The sequence below is a fragment of the Legionella qingyii genome (assembly GCF_003990155.1).
GTDB lineage: Bacteria > Pseudomonadota > Gammaproteobacteria > Legionellales > Legionellaceae > Legionella > Legionella qingyii.
Map to the genome: position 1 here is coordinate 110781 of NZ_RZGX01000002.1, position 21792 is coordinate 132572.

Consider the following 21792-nt stretch of genomic DNA (forward strand, 5'->3'; position numbering starts at 1 on the left):
GAGTATTCCATTATTTACGGTTAGGTTTGAAATTTTTGCCTGCTCTCTTCCTCTTCGACAACTTTACCTTCTTTTTCCTCTATTTTCTTTGCTTCCTCATCAGTAATCTCTTCTATTTTTACCGTGCTATCTTGTTCCATACCATATTCTTTTTCCTCTTCCTCAACTTCAATATGAGTATAATGCACTATTTCTCCATGCCCTCTCATTTCACGAAGAAATAGATGATATGCATCCATTTGTTCTGAAGTCATGTCCATTATTTCAACCAGCGATTCAATATAAATATCGATAGCTCTTTTCTGTATTTGAGCCGCCTCTTCCATTGTAATATAGGGTTGACCAGGAACAGGCTTCCCTGTTCGTTGTATTGCGCTGGCTATTAGGAAACTTTGAATCGCCTGTTGTGCCAGTGCTCTTACTTCTTCCGGGAGCGATTTATTTTGCAGATCAATAAAATAAGGATTAGCAGAAAATACCAATTTCAATCCTTGCCTATGCAATCTTCCTGGCATAGCGATTAATGGCACATCTTGCACGGTTACCTCATGCTCAAAAGCATATGTCTCCGGGCTGCCTGATCCGTCATACCCTGGTGGTGTTTCACTAGCTCCCTGAATATAAACATAATCATCAGGAATCGCTGTGGAATCAGCCAAAACAATACTTGTTTTTCCAGAGGCAAGTGAAAAGAAATGGTAGATAGTCCATTGATGGGAAAAAGACAATGCGGAGCCTTCAAAATGTTCACTACTCTGCTTATGATGACCAAGAAAAGCACGTTCTGTTTTTTGCTCATCTACGCGTCCATCGTCCAGAAATTTAACTAATTGAGATGAACCATTCAATCCGCAAGGTATTTTAGTTGATACCCCCAAAAAAAGTGGGAAGCCACGGTCAAACTCACTAAGAGCCATTGTTCTTGCCCAACATTTACCTGTTTCAAGTGTTCTTAATTTCCATAAAGCATTTTCTGCTGTTAACAAATTCCCACCATAAGAAATGGGTAAGTAAACGAGTTGCTTGCTGCTTGAAGTCTTCCACATATTAGAGTCAAGTTTAAAAAACCGTTCAATATTCGTAGTTGTTTGACGCGTTTTAAATATACTTCCCCCTTTTACCAGATTGGATTTTTTCCACATGTCTACTCCTCATAATTCGAAACTTATTAATACAAATTATAGCAAATTAATTCACTAAGCATTTTTTTATAACAATAAGGGCATCGCCCTATCCATTAACGTGGTTTGGTTTCAATAAAAAACAAACACTTTTATGAGTGCTAAGTACCCCAATTTTTAACTTGAATTCGAACGAATCAGGCATTTCGCTTAATAATTCATTAATCAACGTGATGTTATAATAGCCAACAAGTATAGGTTTTGCGGGGAAAGTTATGTTGTCAAAATTACTTTATGTCAGGCAAATACACCGACAAGCGAGTTCTGGTCTAAAAAATGCATTTAAGCCGAAAAAAACTGCAGCAGTTATCCTTGGTACCGGAGCTGGTACAGGAGTCGTACTATACACCCTAGATTCTAGAGATCAACAACGATTCCAAGAGGCAGAAAAACTCCATCGAGCAGACAAAGAACACTTAATGACAGATGTTGAGATGCAATTTGGCACAGTGCAAGAGTTATTAGCTTATGCCGAACAATTACCAACTGGACAGATTCCTCATCCAGCAAAAGAGGCTTATACACCGAGTCGATCGCAAGAGTTAGTTGTACAGGGATTTACAGGAGGTCTCTTGACTTTGTTCATGTATCCCCAAAAACACAAAAGATTGGTTGATGCGTGCGGTATTGCTTTAGAACATCACTTAGAATGTATCACGGACAAAGGTCGCAAATATTTCTCGGATATGGAGCTAACCGAAGCCGCTTTAAACTTGCCTAAAGAACAGCTCGAAGAACGAGCCAAGATGCAGGGAAAAACGGTGATAGAATATACCTCAATGTTACAAGAGCGGTATCAACATGCTCAAGAGGGAGTTGAAGCCTGTCAAGCGTTTTACATTGATATGACACACCGATTAAACATACATAGACATCTCGCCAAACGATATCCCGAAGCGAGAGCCGCTCTTGAAAAACTAGTAAGCATCGATCCAAAAGAGCTATCTAAAGTCACTCATTTACCTGAAAAGGAATGTCGTAAGATACTTGAGTCCGGCATCGGTTCTGCAATGTATGGCCTTGGTTTAATCACAGGTCAAACTGTAGCAGGCTTAAATGGACAAATAATAAAAGATCAACATTTGGATTCGATTGTAGATATTGCTGAGAAATTGGGGACACATTGTATGCGTCTTATCGACCTTGCTGAGTCTCTAAAAAAAGAGGGTCTGACAAGCGTTGAACGTGCCCAAATAATACACCAAATTAAAAAAGAATATAAAAATAATATTGATGCCATGCGAAGCGACGAACTAGACTTGGTAAAGCACTCATATTATGACGGAGAATATTCACAGGCTTTAGCTCATACCATAGCCTATGCTCAGGGACCAGCAAATCTCTTTGCCAATATGAATAGGGCTCGTATATTTGGTGGTGCAGTTCCGCTCTTCCCTGAAGATATTATTTCTTTACATCATCAATCACCTCACTGTATTCATAAAAATCACGGGGAAGGACTAGCGATTGCAACACACGAGATAAGAGCACTACCTGGTATGTTACAGCGTATAAAAATTACCAATACGCAAGGGGATCAACCCTGGTTAGTCGAGTCTGATAGAGGCTTTGATGGGAAAAAAGCGTTCATGAATGCTCTAGATCGATGTTATACACCATGCATTACAACGCCTCGTCCTGGTAGTAGTTCAGATGATGAATAGGAGGCCTTTTAATACAAAAAAGCCTAGCCGAACCACGTACACATTTAATTAGAAATGAGTAACGAAGATGAACGAAGATGAAATCAAGGAGCGAAGCGCATCTAAGCCAACGGAAATAATGACTTTAAGGCCACGCCAAGAGTTATGTGATCGCGTTATAGATTACACTATAAAAAACTATGGACGTAATCTCCGAGCCCCAATAGAGGAATTGGCTTCAGCACCCAATCGTTGGCTCAGCATTGCATATCCCATCAGCAAGGCTGATACCAACTCGCCTGAAGCCCGCGCTCGTATCATGGGTGGTTTGGCAATTATCTGTTATTTAAATGATTTGAAAGCAGAGCTAAATACTGAGGTTTGCTTCGATTTCAGGAAAATGCTTAAATCAATCGACGATTACTTTGAAGTGACCCAGTGTGTGCCTTATATAGAAGAGTTTCCTCATATCCTTAAGCATCAACCAGTGTTCCACGAACCAGGTATGAATCGTGACGTGGTTATGTCACTAATCTATCCTAAAGAAGAACTGGTTAAACGTGTTGCAGCGTTTACAGGGCTAACTATGGAAGAAAATGTATTAAAACACATAGCTCAACCAATACTGATGGATGGAAAAAATGACCGAGTTACCATTGCGCAAAAATGCATGTACGAGTATCAAAAACCAATCATCTATGAAATGATTGGTATAATGATTGCATTAACCCTGATGAATTCAGAGCAAAAATTCGAATTCCAATCCGCAGACACGTATGCAAAATGGACCGATCAACTCATCGCTATGGCCGCAGGAAGTCCTGCGGTGGATGTTGTGGTTAATGCATCAAACGGTGTATTTTGGTTGCCCGATCCCGCAGAATTTCGATAACAGCTCCTATCGTAAATACTATCCACAGCAAGTGATCTATCTAAATCCAAACCTCACACTCTCTGGCTTTTGTTCTTCCGTCTTCTCGCCAAGCGCTTCGCTAAGCTCACGCTGACATTTCTCGAATGTTTCAAAGTGATGCTGATTATACTTGGTTTTACTCTTAGGAATTGTATGATTTTCAAGGAACCAAAAACAGCGCTCCTTACGGTATTCATCAGATGAATTATTCCGCATTTTCATGATTTTTTCTTGTTCATCAGCTGGAACAGCAAGCTTTTCTAAATTTTCTTGCAGCTTTTTACTTTGCTTTGCGGCTATATCTTGTTCAAAAGTATTTTTTTTTGCTAGGCTAATTTTACCAAACATATCCATTTACCTCATAATTAATAAAGCTACGTTGCAAATTTTAAATTTCAATGGAAATTATTTTCCAATTTGGATGTTTTTTGTATAATACACTTTATTATTCACTTTGAAAAGATGACACTTTTCATTTGGCCTGCTTAATTTCTCAGAAGAAAAAAAGCAAATGAGTAACTACTTTGACCGATGCCCCATTTACAATACATCACAACGAAGCCGAACTCACTCAATCTACAGGACTTACGCCCCCAAGGTTAAGGCAAAAAATGTTTTTAATGAGGGAGTTTCGGTATACTAAATGACCCAATTAAAAACATTTTTTAACGAAAAGATTGGGGGTTTTCGTAAGTCCCGATCTAAAAAACTCGTGTCCGTCACTAATTCACCGATGACCATTTTGATATCACATGAGTTAAGATGAATAAGCTACTAATCCAAATTGTTGATCAAACGCTTTTTGAGACTCTGGTGAAAAATGACAAACTTCACTTAAAACCTCTTTGGGTAACCGCTTAAAAAAGCTTAACCGCTTTTCAAACGCGTCTTGATTATGTACCTTAACATCCTCAGATAAACCTATTTTATACGTTTTAGCAGGGGTTTGAGCTACTTTTTGTGGGGCACGCTGAGGGGTATCTTGTTTTAAAATAACGGAATCAGCTAATTCAGTTTCAGTTAATGCGATTGCGTAAGGTCCGACAAAAAACGAGTCGCCATGGATTACATTACTACCAATTTTCATCGTATATCCAAAAGGTATCTCGAAAGCAGCAAAATCAAACTCCCCACCAGCCTTCTCTACTCCGAGTATCAATGCACCACTGCACTTAGGGGACAAAGGTGTAAAAACATGAGGAAATGGATGTGTTTCTACAAATAAACCACCACCACCGTTTCTTTTCATTACATAGTCTTGTATGTAATCTGCATCCCATTGATATTCAACCAAGTACAGGTTTTCTAATGACTGATCATCAACAGCATCCAAAATAAATGATTGTTCCAATGGAATTAACTCGGCACCGTATTTAGCTAAAAACTCTCTGGGTACAGCACGAGCATTCATTTTGGGAATATCCACTACTTGAACATCGGATGGAATAGCTAATACACCCAAGCTGCCAAAAACATTCGCATCCCTACCACTTTGAGCGCATTCCTGATTTTTATTTTTCCATGTTGCTTTAATAGTCAATTCTTTGGGGGGAGCTATTTGAACCACACATCCTGTATCAGGTATATCATATTTACTAATTCCAGTTGCGTCCAGCATGTTTATTTCTGTACCTGCTTTGAGAATGGCATGCGCCTCTACTGCTTTCATTAATGGTTTGCTGCCGGGTTTATCTGGATTTCGTCGATCCACCATAGTAGCTTGCAAGCTATGTAAATACCTGTTCGCTACCTCAGTAGGTAATTTGCTTTTCATACACATAGTACAAGTACAAATATCAGCGTGCGACATAGAAGTAGTTACATCAGCTGCCGAAGTAGGTTTCTCAAAGAGTGCTCTCATAATTTTTAATTCTCGTGTTGTAGCTTAAAAGGTCAAAATTGCGCGCATTAAAATCAAACAAGTAGCACGTATTATTGCAAATCAGCCTTAACAAATTATTAAATCATGCCCAATAAGTCCAATTTTCACACAGCAATCCACATCAAAGATGAAGTGGTCATTGCACTATGGGCGCCTAAAGAAAACACACGGTGCACATAATCGATTTGTCACAAAATTATCAACCAAGATGCGCAATATAGGCATAGAATGCTCTTAAATAAAAAAACGGAGTAGATCTGCTCTTGATGGCCAATATTAATTATATAAACGCAATTTTTGCCAATCTTGAAAAAAACATTTGCATTTAAATCAATATTTAGATTAATCTGAAGGGGACTCATAAGGAAAAGGAGATCATCATGGGTAAAAAAGCTACAAGTACTCGTCTGGCAAATGGAAATAATAAAGCCCAAAAGCCCTACTCAAATCAGGACTCGCAGCTCTTTTTTAATCAAAATCCAATGCCCCCCTCACCAGAAATACAAGAAACGCAAAAAAACGAGAAAATACAGCACCCCATTCAAGAAATAAGCATACAGACTACGACTGATATTTTGTTGGCTGCTATTTTACAAGAATTAAAAACCCAGAATATGATTGAGCTAATGAAATTAAAAGCACAACAAGAACAAGAGCAAGAGGAGTTGCTAGCCGCTGAAAAAATGCAAGAGCATGATGACGCTCGGTTCGACGAAATTCGAACGTCAATGTATATTTGATTTAATAATTACATTCTCTCGAATCAATTAATGGATATTTAGTAAATCGGCCGCGAGATCCCCTATGATCACGCCAATAACACAGTGCAATGTGATTTGGCATATCTCTGGATCCCGCGGACATTAAATCCAATATAGTAAACCTCAGAGTTACAATCCTCAGACTCAACATCCAAGCTAATTGTATTCCTCATTTCTATGAAAAACGCTTCATCATCAATAAACCAGAAACGATCAAAATAGCAGCAATAACTCGCATGATATTTGCAGGCTCTCCCAAAATAATGAGTCCAACTAAAAACACACCAACTGCACCGATACCAGTCCAGATAGCATAAGAGGAAGCGTTTTCATAGAAATGGCTAGCAATACAAAACGTGCAATCATTGCCACAATGGTTACGAGGGAAGGATAAGGCTTGGAAAATCCATGGGACAATTTCATGCAAAAAGCCCATATCTCTTCAAGCACACCAGCAACAGTTCTTCTTATTTTGATTTTTTGCTAATCAAGCATTGAAAAAATGAGCAATTTAGAAAAAAATACAACCTTACTGATCATTGTCTAACATAGTGCGCACAATCTTTGCAAATAACTATGCCAGCATCTTTTCACATCATTATCCCCTCCAACATGGGTATAGAGAGTTCATCCAAATAAGGTCATAAAATGATAACTAATTCTACGCTAAAACTTGAAGCAGATAAGCAAACAATCAATTACGTCACAGCCTGGTCTATTGGTCAACCAACAAAATCAAGCGCCACAGTTACAGTAATTCAATATAAAGGTAAAATGTATTTAGTAACAAACGCTCATGCAGTAGCGAATGCAACCTATTTGAAAATTAAGTTCAATCAAGGTTCTACCGAATTACCTGTTGAACCGGTATGGGTTGATCCAATCATGGATGTTGCCATTCTAAAAGCCTCTTCTGAGGAGGCTGAAGCGTTAATGGCTAAAAAAGTGGAGCCATTAGAAATCAATCCCGAATTTCAACCGTCCTCAACTGAAGTCAATGCTTATGGCTACCCTGCAGGAGGAAAAGGTCTATCCTTCACCAAAGGACATATTTCAAGAACTGAAATATCAGTCATCGCCCATTCACGCCTACCCGGTATTACTGTGCAAACCAGCGCTCCAATCAATCCTGGTAATAGTGGCGGCCCTATTACCCGAGTGGTCGAGGGGAAGAAAGAAGAATGTATCGGTATAGTGAGCCAAGGCGCTTCTTCATTATCAAATGTAGGCTATTTTATTCCCGCTTGGATTGTTGTACAAACCATAGAAAACTATAACCGATTTGGTGCACTTAGAGCCAAAAAATTTATTGATTATGTTACGGTTCCCCATGTTAGTTTTGAGTGGCAAACCCTAAAGAATTCATTTCTTAGAGCCCAGTTAGGTATGATACAAGACTCCATAGAAAATGAACCCACAGGTATTCTTGTATCTGCGATACCCTCAAATTCCTGTGCCCAAAACCACTTACAAGAAGGAGATATAATTCTTGAAATAGATGGGCATAAAATTCAGGCAGACGGTAACGTACAAGTCAAAGAGCTTGAGCATCCTATCTCTTATCTCTATCTTTTGCAGCGTAAAAAATATCTCGATAACTTAGATCTGGTAATTCAAAGAAAAGACGAGACGGGCTTAAACACTTTGAATATAACATTTAGGTTAACAGAACAATTAGGTCGTAGCCTCGTTGGTCCCAGAAATAATAAATCAATCAAATACCACATCCAACCATCTGGAAAAAATGGAGGATATGTTTTCGTGGGTTGTACCCAATCTCTGATGGATACTTTTAAAGCAAATTACTCAACACCACAAAAGAGTATTGTCGATAATTCTAATGTTCCGAATATGTTCAATAATTTCTCATCTCTTTCTGTTGGTCCAGATCTCCGGGAAATTGTCGTTTTACAAAATATTTTAGCTTCAGAAGAGACGGATGGTTATGAAAATTTTGCGCTTAATCGAGGATATTTATGCGAGAGTGATCGTATTATTGAGGCAAATGGTAAACAAATCACTAACTTATGGGATTTAGTTTCCGCTTTATCGGAAAAGCCGACAAATCCTTCTTTTGTAAAATTTGCTAATGGAAAACAAATAATTATTGCTCCTGAAGAACATGGCACTCGAGAAGCCCTAAAATCTCGTTATCAAATTGCGTTTTTTACAAGCCCTGAAGTTTCCCCTATCTCTAAAGCACCATTTTTAGCTGAAATTGAGGCATCTGGAGAGAATATTAAATCAAAACTTAATCCTCCTAAGATGTAACAATTTTATCTCTTCTGCCTACGTGCCACGAATCGGTCGCGACACGTAGGTAATTTAATAGGCGGGAGTCCAGACTCTATTCATAATCCAGCTCATTATTGTGTTAAGCGGAACAACTTATCTCTTGAAGCAACATGTATGATTGAATCGTTATCCTCTTTTTTAACAAAACCAAGTTCATAGTCTGCAACAAGTTTCGCAATAGCCGCTTTAAATAAAACCTCTGTAACAGCAAATGCCGGACAATTGCGTTGTCCTACAGAAAAAGGGACAAATGGGAATTGACCAAGAGTATGGTTATTTTTGTTATCACATTCCATCCCTTCCTTTACGTGCTGTTCAGGTTGTAAAAATCGTTTAGGATCAAACTCGTCAGGATGAGTCCAATATTGTTCGCCTTTAGCTAAAGCATGTAAATCAAATATAATCATGCTATTAGGTGGGATGTTCATTGAATCGGATGAATACCCGTTTTGAGTATATCGAGGTACTGCTACAGGAGCATCAAACCGCACTGACTCCTTGTAAAAAGCATCCAATATTGGTAACGATTTAAGAGCCTTAATATCGAACTCCCCGAGCGTTAAATGAGCACCATCAATTTCATCGCGAAGCATCTCAAATTTGTCAGGATCGGATGCAATTTGCTCGAGACACAATACAATTGCGTCAGTTAAATTGTCTGCAGCTTTTAGGATCATGGGCAACGATTGAACTATGGGATTTTCAAAATATCGTCTAATCTCATGAACAGGCAGGAATTTTAAAGCCTCTGACAGTTCATTCTCTGACAGAGTTGGGTTTTCATCCTTAAATAAGCTCACGATAGAAGCAGCAATTAAATTAGCATTTCCGGGATGCTCTTCTGTATGAAGTACTGACACAACTTTTTCGAATTCTTGCTCTAAAATGCCTTTTGAAAAAGCCCGATATACATCTCTTTTTTTTCTTAAACTCGGCATAAAATTAAGCAATTCAGGAAAAGGAAATGCCCCCCAACGTTTTACATCATTTCGATAAGATTCCATCACATCATAAGTATTGTCTGGTAATTGCTCGATACCTAGCATATTTTCTACCATAACAGCTCGGACAATGCCGCAGATTGCAGGTCGGATTTTAATCGCTACATCATGCGTTACCGTTTTCTCTATTTCTGAGATCAGAGGATGGGCAAGTCGGGACGGCGTAAGAAAGCGAGACAGATTTTTTCTCGATGCCAACGCATCATGCCCAATATCTGAAATAATAAAAAAATCATTGCCAGAAAAAAATTTAAACGAGGCGTGCCCTTTCCGGCTTGCTTGTTCTTTATCAAATTCATTCATTAATACAACAAGCTGAGATTGAGACTTTGGGGTAATAACTGCATAGTTCCCTCCCAAATATCCCAAACTGACAACGCTACACCCATCCTCACTGCTTCGTGCTTCAGACGTTAAAGTTTGAATCATCTTTTTCGGATCACGAATGAAATCTCTGGTATGACCAATTCCAAATTGTTCTGCTTGGCGCAAAATACCTGCTACAACTTCATACGCTTGGTTTGAGTAATATCGAATACTTAAGGCCACTGAACTTTCAAATAACTCACCAAACATAAATAACTCCAAGAAAAACATCGGCCAAATTGATCCATCCTAATTCATTTGGAAAATATTGCAAACATTATTGCCGTTTTTAACTCAACTATTAAATTAACTTCTTTCGAAACTCAATTCTTATATTAATGCTCTGCATCAAAAGAAGTCGATACTTTAGTTATATAAAATAGGCATATTAGAAGGGTTCTCAGATTTTGCTTCTTGCAGTTGCGTTTTATAATGATGCGTCATGGTTGATGTTGATAGTGATGATGACAAGAACATTGTGAGTTCTTGATGGATCATTATTTTTTTATCGTGTATGTTTTTTCGATCGATTATGGCTGTTTTTGCATTGTATACCCGTTTTGCATCATCCTTATTTTCCGGCAAGATTACCGGAAGCTTACTTACCGTGTCTAAATAACTTTTAAGTGCTTTTGGTGGCTGTCCATGGTTAATATATTCATCAGCAATTAGAGAATAGGCCCAAAAACCACCTAGATCAAAATGAAGCAGCTCCTTATTTGCCTCGAGTATTTTATCCACTTGTTCAAAATCGCCATGTCGTGCATAAGCAAGCATTCGCTCAGGAATAGATAATCGTTGGGCTATTTTGAATAAATCTTTTGAATCGATCATCACATCATGGATGACAGGTTCTAAACCGAGTCTCATCGCACATGCATTGACCGCCCTAATGTTCGCCGGTGAAAAATAAGCATGCGTAAAATTAACAAAAGAATTCAAATCAACTTCTTTTTCAGCATGTAGTGCATTAAATAACTCATTCGTATATTTTCCAGTGTCATGCTTGATTACACTCCCTATTTTAAATTGCCAATCATCATGTTCGTCTTTAAAGAAGAGTATGTTTTCAAACCCCATAGCATCCAAAATAATATTAGTCTTTTGATAAAAATCGCGATAATGATTTAGGAACTCAATCATGATACCCTGGAGTTTGGTATCACTCTCTAAACGTTTTAAAATCGCGCCAATACGTTCATCAACTTTCGCATAATCATTAAAATTAAAACTGAATTCAGAATGGTCGTTATGAATAAGCGTTTTATTTACTTTATCGTACAACCCTTTGTTGTGTTCGATTAAGTAGGGATCAAGTTCTGCGGGTTCTATTTTAAAATCAAATTTCACTTTAGATTTAAAGCTTTTTTCATATGGAACGATTGATAGGGCTGCATTTTGAGATTCTTTCCCAGGAAGAGAGACTTGTCGGGTAAAATGTTGTTCTCGAATACATCGTTGTTTATTATCTCGGTCAAAGCAATCATATAAAACAGCATATTTTTTCTCTAGCTCTTCAAGCTCCTTAGGGTTGGGATTCTGTTTCATTAACTTGATAACAAAAGGGGCATCTGGAAATCGATAAAGCACATGAGTTCCACCTTCAGCAAAACGCTCGGCTTTAGTTAAATCAATAGCACCAGATTCAGTCTTTGGTGCGGAGTCAAGCCAACTCTGCATCAAAGCAATTAGTTTAGATGAAGTATCATCAATTACCACTTCAATGGTGCCAGTACTTTCTCCAGTTACATCAAATTCAATCGACTCTTGCATCTTAATTTTTAATTTAATCTTGGTAAGTTCATATTATATTGGGGTGCAATACATAATTTGTGATTTTTGCGCTAATTTTACACATTATTTTCAGTTGCAGGACTTACGAAAAATCTCAAGGGCGAGGCAAAAAATGTTTTTAATGAGGGAGTTTAGATAGACTAAATGACCGAATTAAAAACATTTTTTAACAAAGAGATTGGGGTTTTTCGTAAGTCCTGAGTTGTTCTTTTCAAAAATCCAACCGTCCTAACCTCACTTGCAAACAAAAGAGAGCGGCAGGATGATCAAGAACCGGACAAACATCCGGCTCATGCATGCTGCTTAACTGTTTTTAGGATACAAGATGGAATCTTGATGTTTTGACTCATCCCATATTTCTTCTTCAGATAAGTTTGTCTGAATAAACTCGATTACTGCCCCATGCTCCTCAATGATTGCCACTCTAAAATCCTTTAAAGGAAAATATGGCTCTAGAAGAACATGTTTCCCCTTTATTGCTTCCTCAATACTCTCAACTTTATAGGCTATATGCGGTTGAGTCTGAACCAACTTAGGCAAAGGACAATTGGGACCAAATCGATGATATTGAATTCGTCCGGGTAACTCCCCTCCTGAGGTATACATATCCATAACGGGACTATAACGCTCACCCGAACGTGGCTCGGTTACTGGTATTCCAACATGATGATATTGATAGTTCATAATAGTCCTCAATGCTTGCTTTATTTATATTTTACTCATCAATTGCATGAATATTAATTAACATTATTTCCTTAATTATGAACTATTAGTTTATAATTAAGGATTAATTATAAAACAAATACTTTACTATGTTGAATATTTCCCAATTAAGATGCTTTATAAAAGTTGCAGAGTATCTAAGTTACAAACGCGCTGCAGCGGAACTGTGTATTACAGCAACCGCGGTGAGTAAGCAAATTAAAAACCTCGAGGATCAATTGGGTGAGAAACTCTTTATTCGAGATACTCGTAAAGTGCAACTCACGGTATTTGGTTTGGCTCTCCTGGAAAAATGTCAAAAACTACTCGCAGAAACGCAACTCATTGAACAATTTATTGAATCAAGGCAAAAGCTCCCTCAAGGTCAAATTACCATTTTGGTTTCAACCATTCTTGCCAGGGAGTTAATTCTAGACCGACTAGCTGATTTTATGGCTCAATATCCGTTGATTGAGTGCGAATTTTTATTTTCTGAACAAGATAATGATTTGGCACGCAAAGATATTGATGTGATGGTTGGCTTTCCTGAGATTCCACCTTTTACAGATCAGTTAAAATATAGGAAGATGAGTCCGGTCAGCAATATTCTTTGTGCAGCACCCTGTTTAATCGAACGATACGGGATGCCTGTTCATCCATCAGACCTCATGGCCTTCCCGTTTATTTCTCACAGCTTGAGAAAACCGGCTACAGAACTTCCACTCGCAGATGGAACTTATTTATCTTGCCCCAATCCCATACTCTTTATGGACGACTTTAATGCACTAAACCAGGCTTGTAAAAATGGAATAGGTCTCTTTTTAACTGGAGATAAACTCGTTGAGCAGGCCCTTAAAGAAAAAACGCTCATACACATTCTTCCTGAAATAAAATTCAAACGGTATGAGATTTTTACTTTTTATCAATCTTATGGATCTGAACTACCCAAGATTAGAGCCTTTCTTGATTTTTATATGCCAAATCCAACACCAAATACTATTGGACCATAAGCCTATCCCACTTGACTAAATAACATTTCTTAATGATTTTTCTAGACAGTTGGAAACATTTTGTATTCTAATGATTCACCAATTTAGGAAAGGAAAAAGGAATATGGCTTTTACAAGGATCTTCTTTCTAATTGTATTATTTTGCATTTATGGAATACAGGAAACTCAAGCGGAAGAAACGGATCAATTTACGCTCCCACCTGGTGAATTACAAGACATAGGCCCCGCTACAAGCTACAGACTTTATGAAGTGCTCGAAAAGGTCATCGCGCAAACCAATGCAGAAATTCAAATGCTCCTTCCAAGAGCTCAGAAGAGTCATCATTCAGCATCACAATTAGCCGCTCGTCGTAAAGATGCCTACATCGCTGATTTGGTATATAAAAATACCGGCCCGGGTTTTCCACGTTGGTTGCGTCGGTTACCCAAAGACTCCAACCCCGTGCTCTATAAAGAAATTTGGCCCTGGAAAACCGTTTATTGGCTCGTTTTTTCGCAGTCTCCCTTATTTGTCATTGGACTTGCACCAACGATTAATATGTATGGTTATTATTTTGGTACAGACAAACTCGGCCATTTCTTTATGATGGGGCATACCTATTACAAAATTTATAGCTATTTCCTCAATCATGGAAAATCAGCAGAACAAGCCCATGCCGCGATTGTCACATACGGTCAAATCCTTGAGCAGACCTATTTAGGTACATTAGTTAATGGCGTGTATTCTAATGCAGATTTATCTGCAAATTATGCAGGATGGAAGTTTTATATGAATCTTGCACATAGCGTGAAAATTGGAAAACAAACACAGCCTCCAATCCTCGTTTTGAATGGGGATAAATGGGAGTTTTCCAAACACGTCACTAAGTATAACTTACTGAAACCCTATATTTCAGATAATCTTAATGAAGCGTTCAATCCTTGTCGTTACTCTTTTATGCGAGATCAAATTCGTAGGCAGATAAAAAAACGTTGTGCTAATTGGATTAAACGCAAGGAAATCACCAAACAAATCGTCCAAGCAAAACTTGAAGACACCAGTCGCTGGCATGGAGAAGCTTACGGTCACTGGCTTCCTGCAAGCAATGCAGTCACTCTTGATACCTGCTTCGGAGGCAAGTAGGTCTTTCACCATATTATCAGCAAGCGTGGCCCATATTAAATGCCGCGCGTGCGTTGAGTTCGGTATGCTTATTAATTACGTCCCTTTTCAGAATTTACCCATCAATTAAATGAATCATTAAATCCATATAAACCTTTCCATGCAATTGTCTATAATTTAATCAATCAATGATGTGCATTGACAAGGAGATTTTAAAATGAAAATTTTGATTAATGGAAATACTATTAGTTTGACTCAATTAATGTTTCAGTACAATGTGCAAAATCAGGGTGGAATCTCAATGAATAGCGGTACGGAATTTGAGCGTACATTGAATCTGAAACTTTTGGCTCAATATCAGAATGAGTTGATATTTACTATGTTAGTACCCACAAATTAATCACTTAATCCACTGATATATCGAGAATAATTTTTACTTTTTAGCTGTTTTCTCTATCACTTGATGCTCCGTATGTAAAGTAATTTGTCTTAAATCCAGTCTAGAAATAATTTTCATCATAGTAGTATTGTTGATTTTTCTTTCTTTCCTCAACGTGCGTAACTCCATATGAGCCCCTTCCAGAGCCGCATACCTTAGCTGTCGCTCAAATGTTAAAGCTAACATGCTTTCAAGTTTTTCATGTTCAGTACCATGATTTGATGCGATAAATTGATTAAAAGTTGCCATTAATTTATTTCCAACATCAATGCACAGAGCCTTCTCTCGTTCATTGATTTCTTCACATAAACTCTTCATTTTTGTTTTGATTGCTTCAACTGCAGCTTTAGTTAATGCAAGAACGGCTTCATTTTCTTCATCTTGAGTGTGTTTATGAATCAAGTTTTTCAATCCAGGCGTAATTAAAGGCAAGAGCAAACTGCTCATTAAGAGAGAACAAAGAACAACGCCAATCACCAGGATAATTAATAGATTACGTGCGGGAAAAGGCGCTCCATTAATCATATGAGGTAAAGATAAGATTGCAGCCAAAGCAATTGCCCCACGTACGCCACCTAGTGAAAATGTGCTGATTATTTTTATGTTGGGAAAACGCCAAGAACTTCGGTTTCGTCTGGATATTAATGCTTCAAAAGGTAATGTTAAATAAATCCACAATGTGCGTAATAAAATTAGGGTCACCGTGATCAGAACAACAATTCGTACATATTCAGATAAACTGTAGCCTGTAGTCGCGAGAAATTTAATCGAATGAGGCAAATACAATCCTAAAAGAATAAAGATAATTCCATTTAAAGTAAGATCGAGCACCCCCCAAACAAAATGACCTTCGATACGCATTTTGGCCATTGTTCTATCTAAAAATCCAGCTTTGTCTACGGTAAAACCCGCAGCAACAGTTGCTAATACCCCTGAAAAACCTAATTTCTCAGCAACAAGATATACAGTAAAAGGCAAAAGCAACAACAATAGATTTTCAGTAGTTGTTTCATGAGCGCTATGTCTGGTTAACTTTCCTAAAAGCGAAATAAAAACATATGTCAGAATAAAGCCAACAGCAATCCCACCCAGGCTAATAAATAATAAACTCCATACCGCACCTTTGAGCGAAAATACGCCAGTAACCATCGCGACAACAGCCAATTTAAATGAAACCAAACCTGAGGCATCATTTAAAAGTGCTTCCCCTTGCAAAATATGCATAATTCGCTCAGGTATTCGAGTTCCAGCAGTCATGGATCTAAGAGATATAGCATCTGTTGGAGAAAGAGCTGCCGCTAATGCAAACGCGGCAGGTAAAGGGATGAGTGGAATTAGCCAATGAACTAAATATCCAATCCCAGCCACTGTAAAAAAAACCAAACCTATCGAGAGCATAATAATAGGTCTGGTGTAGAGCAAAAACTCACGTTTTGGGAAATGCCAACTGTCATTAAATAATAAAGGAGGAATAAACAACAACATAAAAAGTTCAGGATTAAATCCCACATCAAAGGTAGGAAATAAAACAGCCAGAAGTGTCCCTATAGAAATTTGGATCAATGGAGCGGGTAGAAAGGAAACAAAACGTGTAATCACCCCAGAGATGACCATTAAAAAAAGAAGAGTTAAACAAATTAATACACCTTCCATTGCAGTTATTTCCCCCTGAAATTAATCAAAATACCTACGTATTAAAAAAATTTAAAACAGCACCATGTGCTGCCATCGTATCATCAAAGCCGAGTTTCATTAATTGACGAGTGAATGCTTTTTCAAATAAAAGAAAGCTTAGTAAATCACCGGAATGACGTTTCGCCCCAAGAAAATTAAGTAAAATACGTAATAAAATAGGTATATTATTGTATTGAGATTGAGCCATCGCAGCCACATCCGTACTGGGCCGTAAATGCAAGGTTTGAATCGGCCGCCAATGTGCATACTCGTTCCCTATTGGTACCATGCGAGCCATATGATTCATGTGATTAACCATCTCAAGATCGCGTTCAAGATTATCTAAAAACAATCCATTGACCATGCCGCCCAAAACACGTGAAAAATCAATGTCACCCCGCTGTATTTTTTCGAGGTCACTTACATTGGGTAACGTACGCGTACCAATAATTAAAATTTTATCTACTTGACAACGAATAGCACCTCGTAGAGGAGCCGCTAATCCCACATGCCCATCACCATAATGAAGCCCATTTATTTTTGCCGGTGGAAAGAATAAAGGTAATGAGGTAGATGCCAGAAAATACTCCATTTTCAGGTTTACGCGTTGGCTACAATGAAGTGGATCGTTCCAATCTTCAAACTCTTCTGCATGATGTTGATAAAAAGAAATGGTTTTTTGTGCTTCATAGCAGTTGCTGATGACCTCCATCATTTCCAAGTGTTTATTCTTGATAACACCTTCCAAAGTTTCAAAATTAATGATGTTATTAATGAACTGACGCAAAGGCGACGTATCCAGAATATGTCCTAATAAGCGTTGCTTGGTAAGCATACTGCTCATATTCCGCATGGCCGATACGCTGAGCGCGTAATTGCTGGATTTAAAAATGTGCTGACAGGTAATATTGCTCCATAATTCATTTAACTTGTTTGTACCTGCAGAAAAATCGAGTGCATTTTCAGCGATTACTGCTGCATTAATACTGCCAACACTAACACCACTGATCATGCTGAATGGAATTTTTTTTGCTCCTAGAATTGTGCTGATCGCCTTGAGAGCCCCTGCCTGATAGGCTCCTCGGGCGCCACCACCGGCTAAGTAAAGTGCGATTTTGGTCATTTCTTACTGTTTTAGGAGAGAAACAAAAAATATAGCCCCATTGCACGTCGCTGGCAAGTCATAACCTGGGTAGCTAAACTAGATAGAGCTCTAATTGCAAAGATGTTTTGTAGATTTATCAATTCAAAAGAGTCAATTTATATCTCAATAACTTGACATATTTATCACCAAGCTGTATATTTGTACATTAATAGTACAACTAATTTTGTGAAATTTTAATGTCCCGTTCTACTGTACACCACGAGTTAAATGAAAAAGCAGGGTTACCACAAACCTTTGCTTGCTTTTTTTATTTTAGCTATTTTAGCCTGCAGCTGGGTGGTCGGTAGAATTAACTAACACTCCGACCCCCAGCATAGTCTGGGGGTTTTGGTACCCAAATTCCCAGACAAAAAAAAGCATGGGAGTTGGAGAGAACCCAAAGAGGAGTGTATATCATGCACCACCAATCGCAGTCCCTTCGCCCGCCCAAATGCTCCACAGTTCTTATTGATTGCAGGAGGGTATCATGAGTTATTCAGTCTTAAAAAAACTACCTCCTGTAGAATCAATCCTTCAAGAAATTCCTTTGTCTCTTTCTGCCCATCAGCAAATTACTTGCGATAGAAAAGAAGTAAAAGCTATTTTAGAAGGCCGTGATGATCGTCTTTTAATGATTGTTGGTCCTTGCTCGGCCTGGCCCAAACAGGCTGTTCTGGAATACGCCAACCGATTAGTGCAATTGAATGAGAAAGTAAAACACGAATTAAAATTAATCATGAGGGTATATATTCAAAAACCTCGTACGACTAAGGGATGGACCGGCCCCGTAAACCAACCTGATTTATTTTCTGAGCCGGATATTGCAGCAGGAATAAAATACACCCGGGACATGATGATTAAAGTCATCGAAATGGGACTTCCAATTGCCGATGAAGCACTATTTACTCATAACGCCAAAGGATTCCTTGAACTTCTCTCATGGGTAGCGATTGGTGCCCGCAGCTCCGAAGATCAAGAGCATCGAATTTTTGCTTCGTCTTTAGACTGTGCCGTAGGATTAAAGAATCCCACCCATGGTTCATTAGAGATTGGCGTCAATAGTATTATTGCCTCCCAACACTCTCACGTCGCAGTATTTGATGGTTATGAAGTGCAAACTCATGGCAATCATCATGCTCATATGGTTTTACGTGGCTCAAACTATGCCCCTAATTATTCCATTGCGCATCTTAACGAAGTAAAACGCTACATGGATATGCATCAAATCGTTAACCCTTCGGTCATCGTTGATGTTAGCCACGATAATTGTCTGATAGAAGGCAAAAAAAATCATCATTTACAACCTTCAATTGCTTTAAGCGTTTTAGAAAGCATTAAAAAATACCCTGATTTAAAACAATTGGTCAAAGGATTCATGGTTGAAAGTTTTATCAAAGAGGGGAATCAAAAAGTTGACTCTATAAATCCTGAGAACATTGATTTAGGCGGGTTATCGGTTACCGATCCTTGTTTAAGTTGGGAGCAAACTGAAAACTTTTTGTTGGAGTTAGCTGAGTTGCGGTCATTGGAGAAAGCAGAATTATGCAAGGAGGCACTTGCATGATTACTTTATTTGGTATTTCTGGTGATGCGGGCTCGTTTTCTGAAGAAGCGGCCCTGATTTATGCCAAGCAAAAAGGAATTGCCCCAGCCCTTGTTCACTTACTGGATATGGAAGGTGTTCTTGATGCTATTGAAAATGAAACCATTGATTTGGGCATATTACCTGTTGTTAATCTTTTAGGAGGCTTGGTAAAACCCTCATTTTTGGCAATGGGGAAGCATTTATTTACCCCCATTGATGAATTATGGCATGAGATCAATCAATGTTTGCTTGTAAGACCTGGTGTTCAATGCCACCAAATTACCCACATCGTGTCACACCCTCAAGGACTCGCTCAATGTCGCCATTTTCTGCAAAAACAATTTAAAGATATAGAACAAATCGAGTGGATTGATACCGCAAAAGCAGCAAAAGATTTGGCAGAAGGAATATTACCAGCCCATTCGGCAGTTATCGCACCGGCACGTTGTGCACAACTGTATGGTTTAGAAATAAAAGCGGACGATATTCAAGACAGTAAACCGAATCGAACAGCGTTTATCTTGGTAAAAAAGCATACTGATAACGCAACTCTTCTCAAGTAAGGAGAACATCATGTATACGCTCGAAGAATTGAGAAAAAAAATTGAACAGACAGATGCAAACCTCATTGAAATATTAGCAAAACGTCAAGAGTTGTCGAAACAAATTGGCATTTTAAAATCGAAAGAAGGAAAAAAAATAACTGACCATTCGCGTGAAAAACAATTGTTTGAGTATTATGAACATTTATCCAAACAGTACCACTTGCAAGAAGAATTTATTAATCGTGTATTCAAAATCATCATCTCAAATTCTAGAAAGGTACAAAAATAATGAATTATTCTAGAACAAAACATGTACCTGAGAATTCAGCAACTGTTGTAATTAATTCATTGGCTCAGCAAAAAATAAATGCTGGAATTAAAATTTATAACCTAAGTGTAGGTGAGCCCAAACTTCTACCCCATCCCTCAATTGTCACGTCCACCATACGTGCTCTAGAAGAAGGAAATACCCTCTACCCACCTGTATCCGGAATTCCAGAACTACGGCATCTTGCAAGTGAATGGATGAATAAATCATTTGGTTGTTCCTTCAAAAAAGAAAATTGTCTTGTGGTTAATGGTGGGAAACTAGGAATCTATTTGCTAATGCAATTATTGGTTGATGAGGACGATGAAGTCATTATTCCAGCCCCCTACTGGGTCTCTTATCCAGCCATAACTAAATTATTTGGAGGGGTACCCATCATCGTTGAAACCCACGAAACCGAAGGATGGAAATTGACACCGCAGTCACTCAAAAATGCATGCAGTTCTAAAAGCAGAATTTTGATTTTGAATAATGCGACGAACCCAACAGGTGCATTGTACACTGAGTCGGAGCTTGCTGAATTGTTGCAAATTGCTCGCGAGCAGAATCTATTAATTATTGCAGATGAAGTATATAGTGCCCTCACCTATGATAAGCATGCTTATATATCCTGTGGTTCCTTCCCCCAATTTCAGGATCGCGTCATTATTATTCAAAGTTGTTCAAAAAATTTTGCCATGACCGGTTGGCGAATCGGCTTTGTGTTTGCCCCCCAGTCTATTATCCAGCCATTAACTGCATTAGTAAGCCAAAGTACAAGTGGAGTAACCACCTTAAGTCAATGGGCAGCCATTGCTGCATTAAATGAAATAAATCAGGTAAGCACTTGGGTACAACAATGCATGCAAAAAAGAAGAGATATTCTCATTAAGGCTTTGCATCAGTCTTTGGGCTTAACAATAAAACCACCTGACTCATCACTTTATGTTTTTCTTTCCATAGAAAGTCTAGGTTTTAAAAAACTGAACTCCGAAGAGTTTTGTAAACTAGCTTTAGAAAAAGCAGATGTAGCCCTTGTACCAGGCGTTGCATTTGGCAAAGAAGGTTATGTGCGCTTGTCATTTGGGGGCAATGAGGAGGATTTAAAAGCAGGAATTCATGCTTTGGCGCAATGGGTACATTCATAAATTATCTTGAATATGTGAGTGCCATTCTTGCTCTAATCGCATAAGGACAGCGCCTAAAAGTATAAAGTATCGGATAATCCTCGAGATTTAAGCCATTCTTCGTTTTTAGGTATGTGATTTTCTCTGAAATTCAATAAGATAATAAACAATAAGTGCCACATGACAACTCAGAATAAAATCACCGCCTACTTTGCCACGAATTAGTTCACCAATCAAAAAGAATCAAAATTGATCGAATTGGCCTTGTTTTTGCACATTAACCGCATTGTATGTATAATTAAAAGCCAATTTGTAAAAAGG

19 protein-coding genes and 1 pseudogene are annotated in these 21792 nt (G+C 38.2%); 11 read left to right on the forward strand and 9 right to left on the reverse strand.

Annotation, left to right across the window (positions count from 1 at the left end; translation table 11 throughout):
• Positions 1 to 20: 20 nt before the first annotated feature.
• Positions 21 to 1142, reverse strand: coding sequence for a hypothetical protein (locus ELY20_RS01725; RefSeq protein ID WP_110141091.1), 1122 nt, complete (start codon positions 1140 to 1142; stop codon positions 21 to 23).
• A 254-nt stretch (positions 1143 to 1396) separates the two neighbouring features.
• Between ELY20_RS01725 and ELY20_RS01730 the strand changes: the two genes are divergently transcribed.
• Positions 1397 to 2845 carry a hypothetical protein gene (locus ELY20_RS01730; RefSeq protein ID WP_110141090.1) on the forward strand — a complete coding sequence of 483 codons (1449 nt, stop codon included), beginning with the start codon at positions 1397 to 1399 and terminating at the stop codon, positions 2843 to 2845.
• Positions 2846 to 2912: 67 nt separating this feature from the next.
• Entirely contained in the window at positions 2913 to 3716 is an 804-nt protein-coding gene (locus tag ELY20_RS01735) for a hypothetical protein (protein WP_110141089.1), read from the forward strand.
• A 36-nt stretch (positions 3717 to 3752) separates the two neighbouring features.
• Here the strand turns inward: ELY20_RS01735 and ELY20_RS01740 are convergent, their stop codons facing one another.
• On the reverse strand, positions 3753 to 4085 hold the full coding sequence (locus ELY20_RS01740; protein ID WP_126955294.1) for a hypothetical protein: 333 nt from the start codon (positions 4083 to 4085) through the stop codon (positions 3753 to 3755).
• Between the two features lie 409 nt (positions 4086 to 4494).
• On the reverse strand, positions 4495 to 5598 hold the full coding sequence (locus ELY20_RS01745; protein WP_110141087.1) for a hypothetical protein: 1104 nt from the start codon (positions 5596 to 5598) through the stop codon (positions 4495 to 4497).
• 401 nt (positions 5599 to 5999) lie between these two features.
• On the opposite strand from ELY20_RS01745, the gene ELY20_RS01750 reads away from it, so the two are divergent.
• Positions 6000 to 6359, forward strand: coding sequence for a hypothetical protein (locus ELY20_RS01750; protein ID WP_110141086.1), 360 nt, complete (start codon positions 6000 to 6002; stop codon positions 6357 to 6359).
• Between the two features lie 196 nt (positions 6360 to 6555).
• On the opposite strand, the pseudogene ELY20_RS01755 reads toward ELY20_RS01750, so the two are convergent.
• A pseudogene (locus ELY20_RS01755) lies at positions 6556 to 6803 on the reverse strand (DMT family transporter).
• A 225-nt stretch (positions 6804 to 7028) separates the two neighbouring features.
• Between ELY20_RS01755 and ELY20_RS01760 the strand changes: the two are divergent.
• The gene (locus tag ELY20_RS01760) at positions 7029 to 8651 is read left to right on the forward strand and encodes a S1C family serine protease (protein ID WP_110141085.1); all 1623 of its coding nucleotides are present in this window, start codon (positions 7029 to 7031) and stop codon (positions 8649 to 8651) included.
• A 95-nt stretch (positions 8652 to 8746) separates the two neighbouring features.
• On the opposite strand, the gene ELY20_RS01765 is transcribed toward ELY20_RS01760, so the two are convergent.
• The 3 genes from ELY20_RS01765 to ELY20_RS01775 form a co-directional block, all read right to left on the reverse strand.
• Complete coding sequence (locus ELY20_RS01765) at positions 8747 to 10252, reverse strand: cytochrome P450 (RefSeq protein WP_110141084.1); 1506 nt, start codon at positions 10250 to 10252, stop codon at positions 8747 to 8749.
• A gap of 156 nt (positions 10253 to 10408) precedes the next feature.
• A complete protein-coding gene (locus ELY20_RS01770) occupies positions 10409 to 11815 on the reverse strand; it encodes a hypothetical protein (protein WP_233590471.1) in 1407 nt (468 codons plus the stop codon).
• Between the two features lie 324 nt (positions 11816 to 12139).
• Entirely contained in the window at positions 12140 to 12520 is a 381-nt protein-coding gene (locus ELY20_RS01775; RefSeq protein ID WP_110141083.1) for a helicase, read from the reverse strand.
• 128 nt (positions 12521 to 12648) lie between these two features.
• Between ELY20_RS01775 and ELY20_RS01780 the strand changes: the two genes are divergently transcribed.
• From ELY20_RS01780 to ELY20_RS01790, 3 genes are all read left to right on the forward strand, one after another.
• The gene (locus ELY20_RS01780) at positions 12649 to 13548 is read left to right on the forward strand and encodes a LysR family transcriptional regulator (RefSeq protein ID WP_110141082.1); all 900 of its coding nucleotides are present in this window, start codon (positions 12649 to 12651) and stop codon (positions 13546 to 13548) included.
• Positions 13549 to 13651: 103 nt separating this feature from the next.
• Positions 13652 to 14671 carry a hypothetical protein gene (locus ELY20_RS01785; RefSeq protein ID WP_110141081.1) on the forward strand — a complete coding sequence of 340 codons (1020 nt, stop codon included), beginning with the start codon at positions 13652 to 13654 and terminating at the stop codon, positions 14669 to 14671.
• Positions 14672 to 14867: 196 nt separating this feature from the next.
• A complete protein-coding gene (locus tag ELY20_RS01790; RefSeq protein WP_110141080.1) occupies positions 14868 to 15050 on the forward strand; it encodes a hypothetical protein in 183 nt (60 codons plus the stop codon).
• 33 nt (positions 15051 to 15083) lie between these two features.
• Here ELY20_RS01790 and ELY20_RS01795 read toward each other — a convergent pair whose 3' ends face one another.
• Together ELY20_RS01795 and ELY20_RS01800 are read right to left on the reverse strand one after the other, a co-directional pair.
• The gene (locus ELY20_RS01795; protein ID WP_110141079.1) at positions 15084 to 16742 is read right to left on the reverse strand and encodes a Na+/H+ antiporter; all 1659 of its coding nucleotides are present in this window, start codon (positions 16740 to 16742) and stop codon (positions 15084 to 15086) included.
• A gap of 34 nt (positions 16743 to 16776) precedes the next feature.
• On the reverse strand, positions 16777 to 17886 hold the full coding sequence (locus ELY20_RS01800; RefSeq protein ID WP_110141078.1) for a patatin-like phospholipase family protein: 1110 nt from the start codon (positions 17884 to 17886) through the stop codon (positions 16777 to 16779).
• 508 nt (positions 17887 to 18394) lie between these two features.
• Between ELY20_RS01800 and ELY20_RS01805 the strand changes: the two genes are divergently transcribed.
• The 4 genes from ELY20_RS01805 to ELY20_RS01820 are packed head-to-tail and all read left to right on the forward strand — an operon-like array spanning position 18395 to position 21492.
• A complete protein-coding gene (locus ELY20_RS01805; protein ID WP_110141077.1) occupies positions 18395 to 19471 on the forward strand; it encodes a 3-deoxy-7-phosphoheptulonate synthase in 1077 nt (358 codons plus the stop codon).
• Positions 19468 to 20055, forward strand: coding sequence for a prephenate dehydratase domain-containing protein (locus ELY20_RS01810; RefSeq protein ID WP_110141076.1), 588 nt, complete (start codon positions 19468 to 19470; stop codon positions 20053 to 20055). Before ELY20_RS01805 ends, ELY20_RS01810 begins: the two co-directional genes overlap by 4 nt.
• 10 nt (positions 20056 to 20065) lie before the next feature.
• Positions 20066 to 20326 carry a chorismate mutase gene (locus tag ELY20_RS01815; RefSeq protein ID WP_110141075.1) on the forward strand — a complete coding sequence of 87 codons (261 nt, stop codon included), beginning with the start codon at positions 20066 to 20068 and terminating at the stop codon, positions 20324 to 20326.
• A complete protein-coding gene (locus ELY20_RS01820; protein ID WP_110141074.1) occupies positions 20326 to 21492 on the forward strand; it encodes a pyridoxal phosphate-dependent aminotransferase in 1167 nt (388 codons plus the stop codon). The genes ELY20_RS01815 and ELY20_RS01820 overlap by 1 nt, the downstream gene beginning before the upstream one ends.
• Positions 21493 to 21792 lie beyond the last annotated feature (300 nt).

Excerpts from the sequence above, each read along its gene's own strand:
- ELY20_RS01725 (WP_110141091.1), bottom strand. The coding sequence starts at position 1,142 with ATGTGGAAAAAATCCAATCTGGTAAAAGGGGGAAGTATATTTAAAACG.
- ELY20_RS01730 (WP_110141090.1), top strand. The coding sequence starts at position 1,397 with ATGTTGTCAAAATTACTTTATGTCAGGCAAATACACCGACAAGCGAGT.
- ELY20_RS01735 (WP_110141089.1), top strand. The coding sequence starts at position 2,913 with ATGAACGAAGATGAAATCAAGGAGCGAAGCGCATCTAAGCCAACGGAA.
- ELY20_RS01740 (WP_126955294.1), bottom strand. The coding sequence starts at position 4,085 with ATGTTTGGTAAAATTAGCCTAGCAAAAAAAAATACTTTTGAACAAGAT.
- ELY20_RS01745 (WP_110141087.1), bottom strand. The coding sequence starts at position 5,598 with ATGAGAGCACTCTTTGAGAAACCTACTTCGGCAGCTGATGTAACTACT.
- ELY20_RS01750 (WP_110141086.1), top strand. The coding sequence starts at position 6,000 with ATGGGTAAAAAAGCTACAAGTACTCGTCTGGCAAATGGAAATAATAAA.
- ELY20_RS01760 (WP_110141085.1), top strand. The coding sequence starts at position 7,029 with ATGATAACTAATTCTACGCTAAAACTTGAAGCAGATAAGCAAACAATC.
- ELY20_RS01765 (WP_110141084.1), bottom strand. The coding sequence starts at position 10,252 with ATGTTTGGTGAGTTATTTGAAAGTTCAGTGGCCTTAAGTATTCGATAT.
- ELY20_RS01770 (WP_233590471.1), bottom strand. The coding sequence starts at position 11,815 with ATGCAAGAGTCGATTGAATTTGATGTAACTGGAGAAAGTACTGGCACC.
- ELY20_RS01775 (WP_110141083.1), bottom strand. The coding sequence starts at position 12,520 with ATGAACTATCAATATCATCATGTTGGAATACCAGTAACCGAGCCACGT.
- ELY20_RS01780 (WP_110141082.1), top strand. The coding sequence starts at position 12,649 with ATGTTGAATATTTCCCAATTAAGATGCTTTATAAAAGTTGCAGAGTAT.
- ELY20_RS01785 (WP_110141081.1), top strand. The coding sequence starts at position 13,652 with ATGGCTTTTACAAGGATCTTCTTTCTAATTGTATTATTTTGCATTTAT.
- ELY20_RS01790 (WP_110141080.1), top strand. The coding sequence starts at position 14,868 with ATGAAAATTTTGATTAATGGAAATACTATTAGTTTGACTCAATTAATG.
- ELY20_RS01795 (WP_110141079.1), bottom strand. The coding sequence starts at position 16,742 with ATGGAAGGTGTATTAATTTGTTTAACTCTTCTTTTTTTAATGGTCATC.
- ELY20_RS01800 (WP_110141078.1), bottom strand. The coding sequence starts at position 17,886 with ATGACCAAAATCGCACTTTACTTAGCCGGTGGTGGCGCCCGAGGAGCC.
- ELY20_RS01805 (WP_110141077.1), top strand. The coding sequence starts at position 18,395 with ATGAGTTATTCAGTCTTAAAAAAACTACCTCCTGTAGAATCAATCCTT.
- ELY20_RS01810 (WP_110141076.1), top strand. The coding sequence starts at position 19,468 with ATGATTACTTTATTTGGTATTTCTGGTGATGCGGGCTCGTTTTCTGAA.
- ELY20_RS01815 (WP_110141075.1), top strand. The coding sequence starts at position 20,066 with ATGTATACGCTCGAAGAATTGAGAAAAAAAATTGAACAGACAGATGCA.
- ELY20_RS01820 (WP_110141074.1), top strand. The coding sequence starts at position 20,326 with ATGAATTATTCTAGAACAAAACATGTACCTGAGAATTCAGCAACTGTT.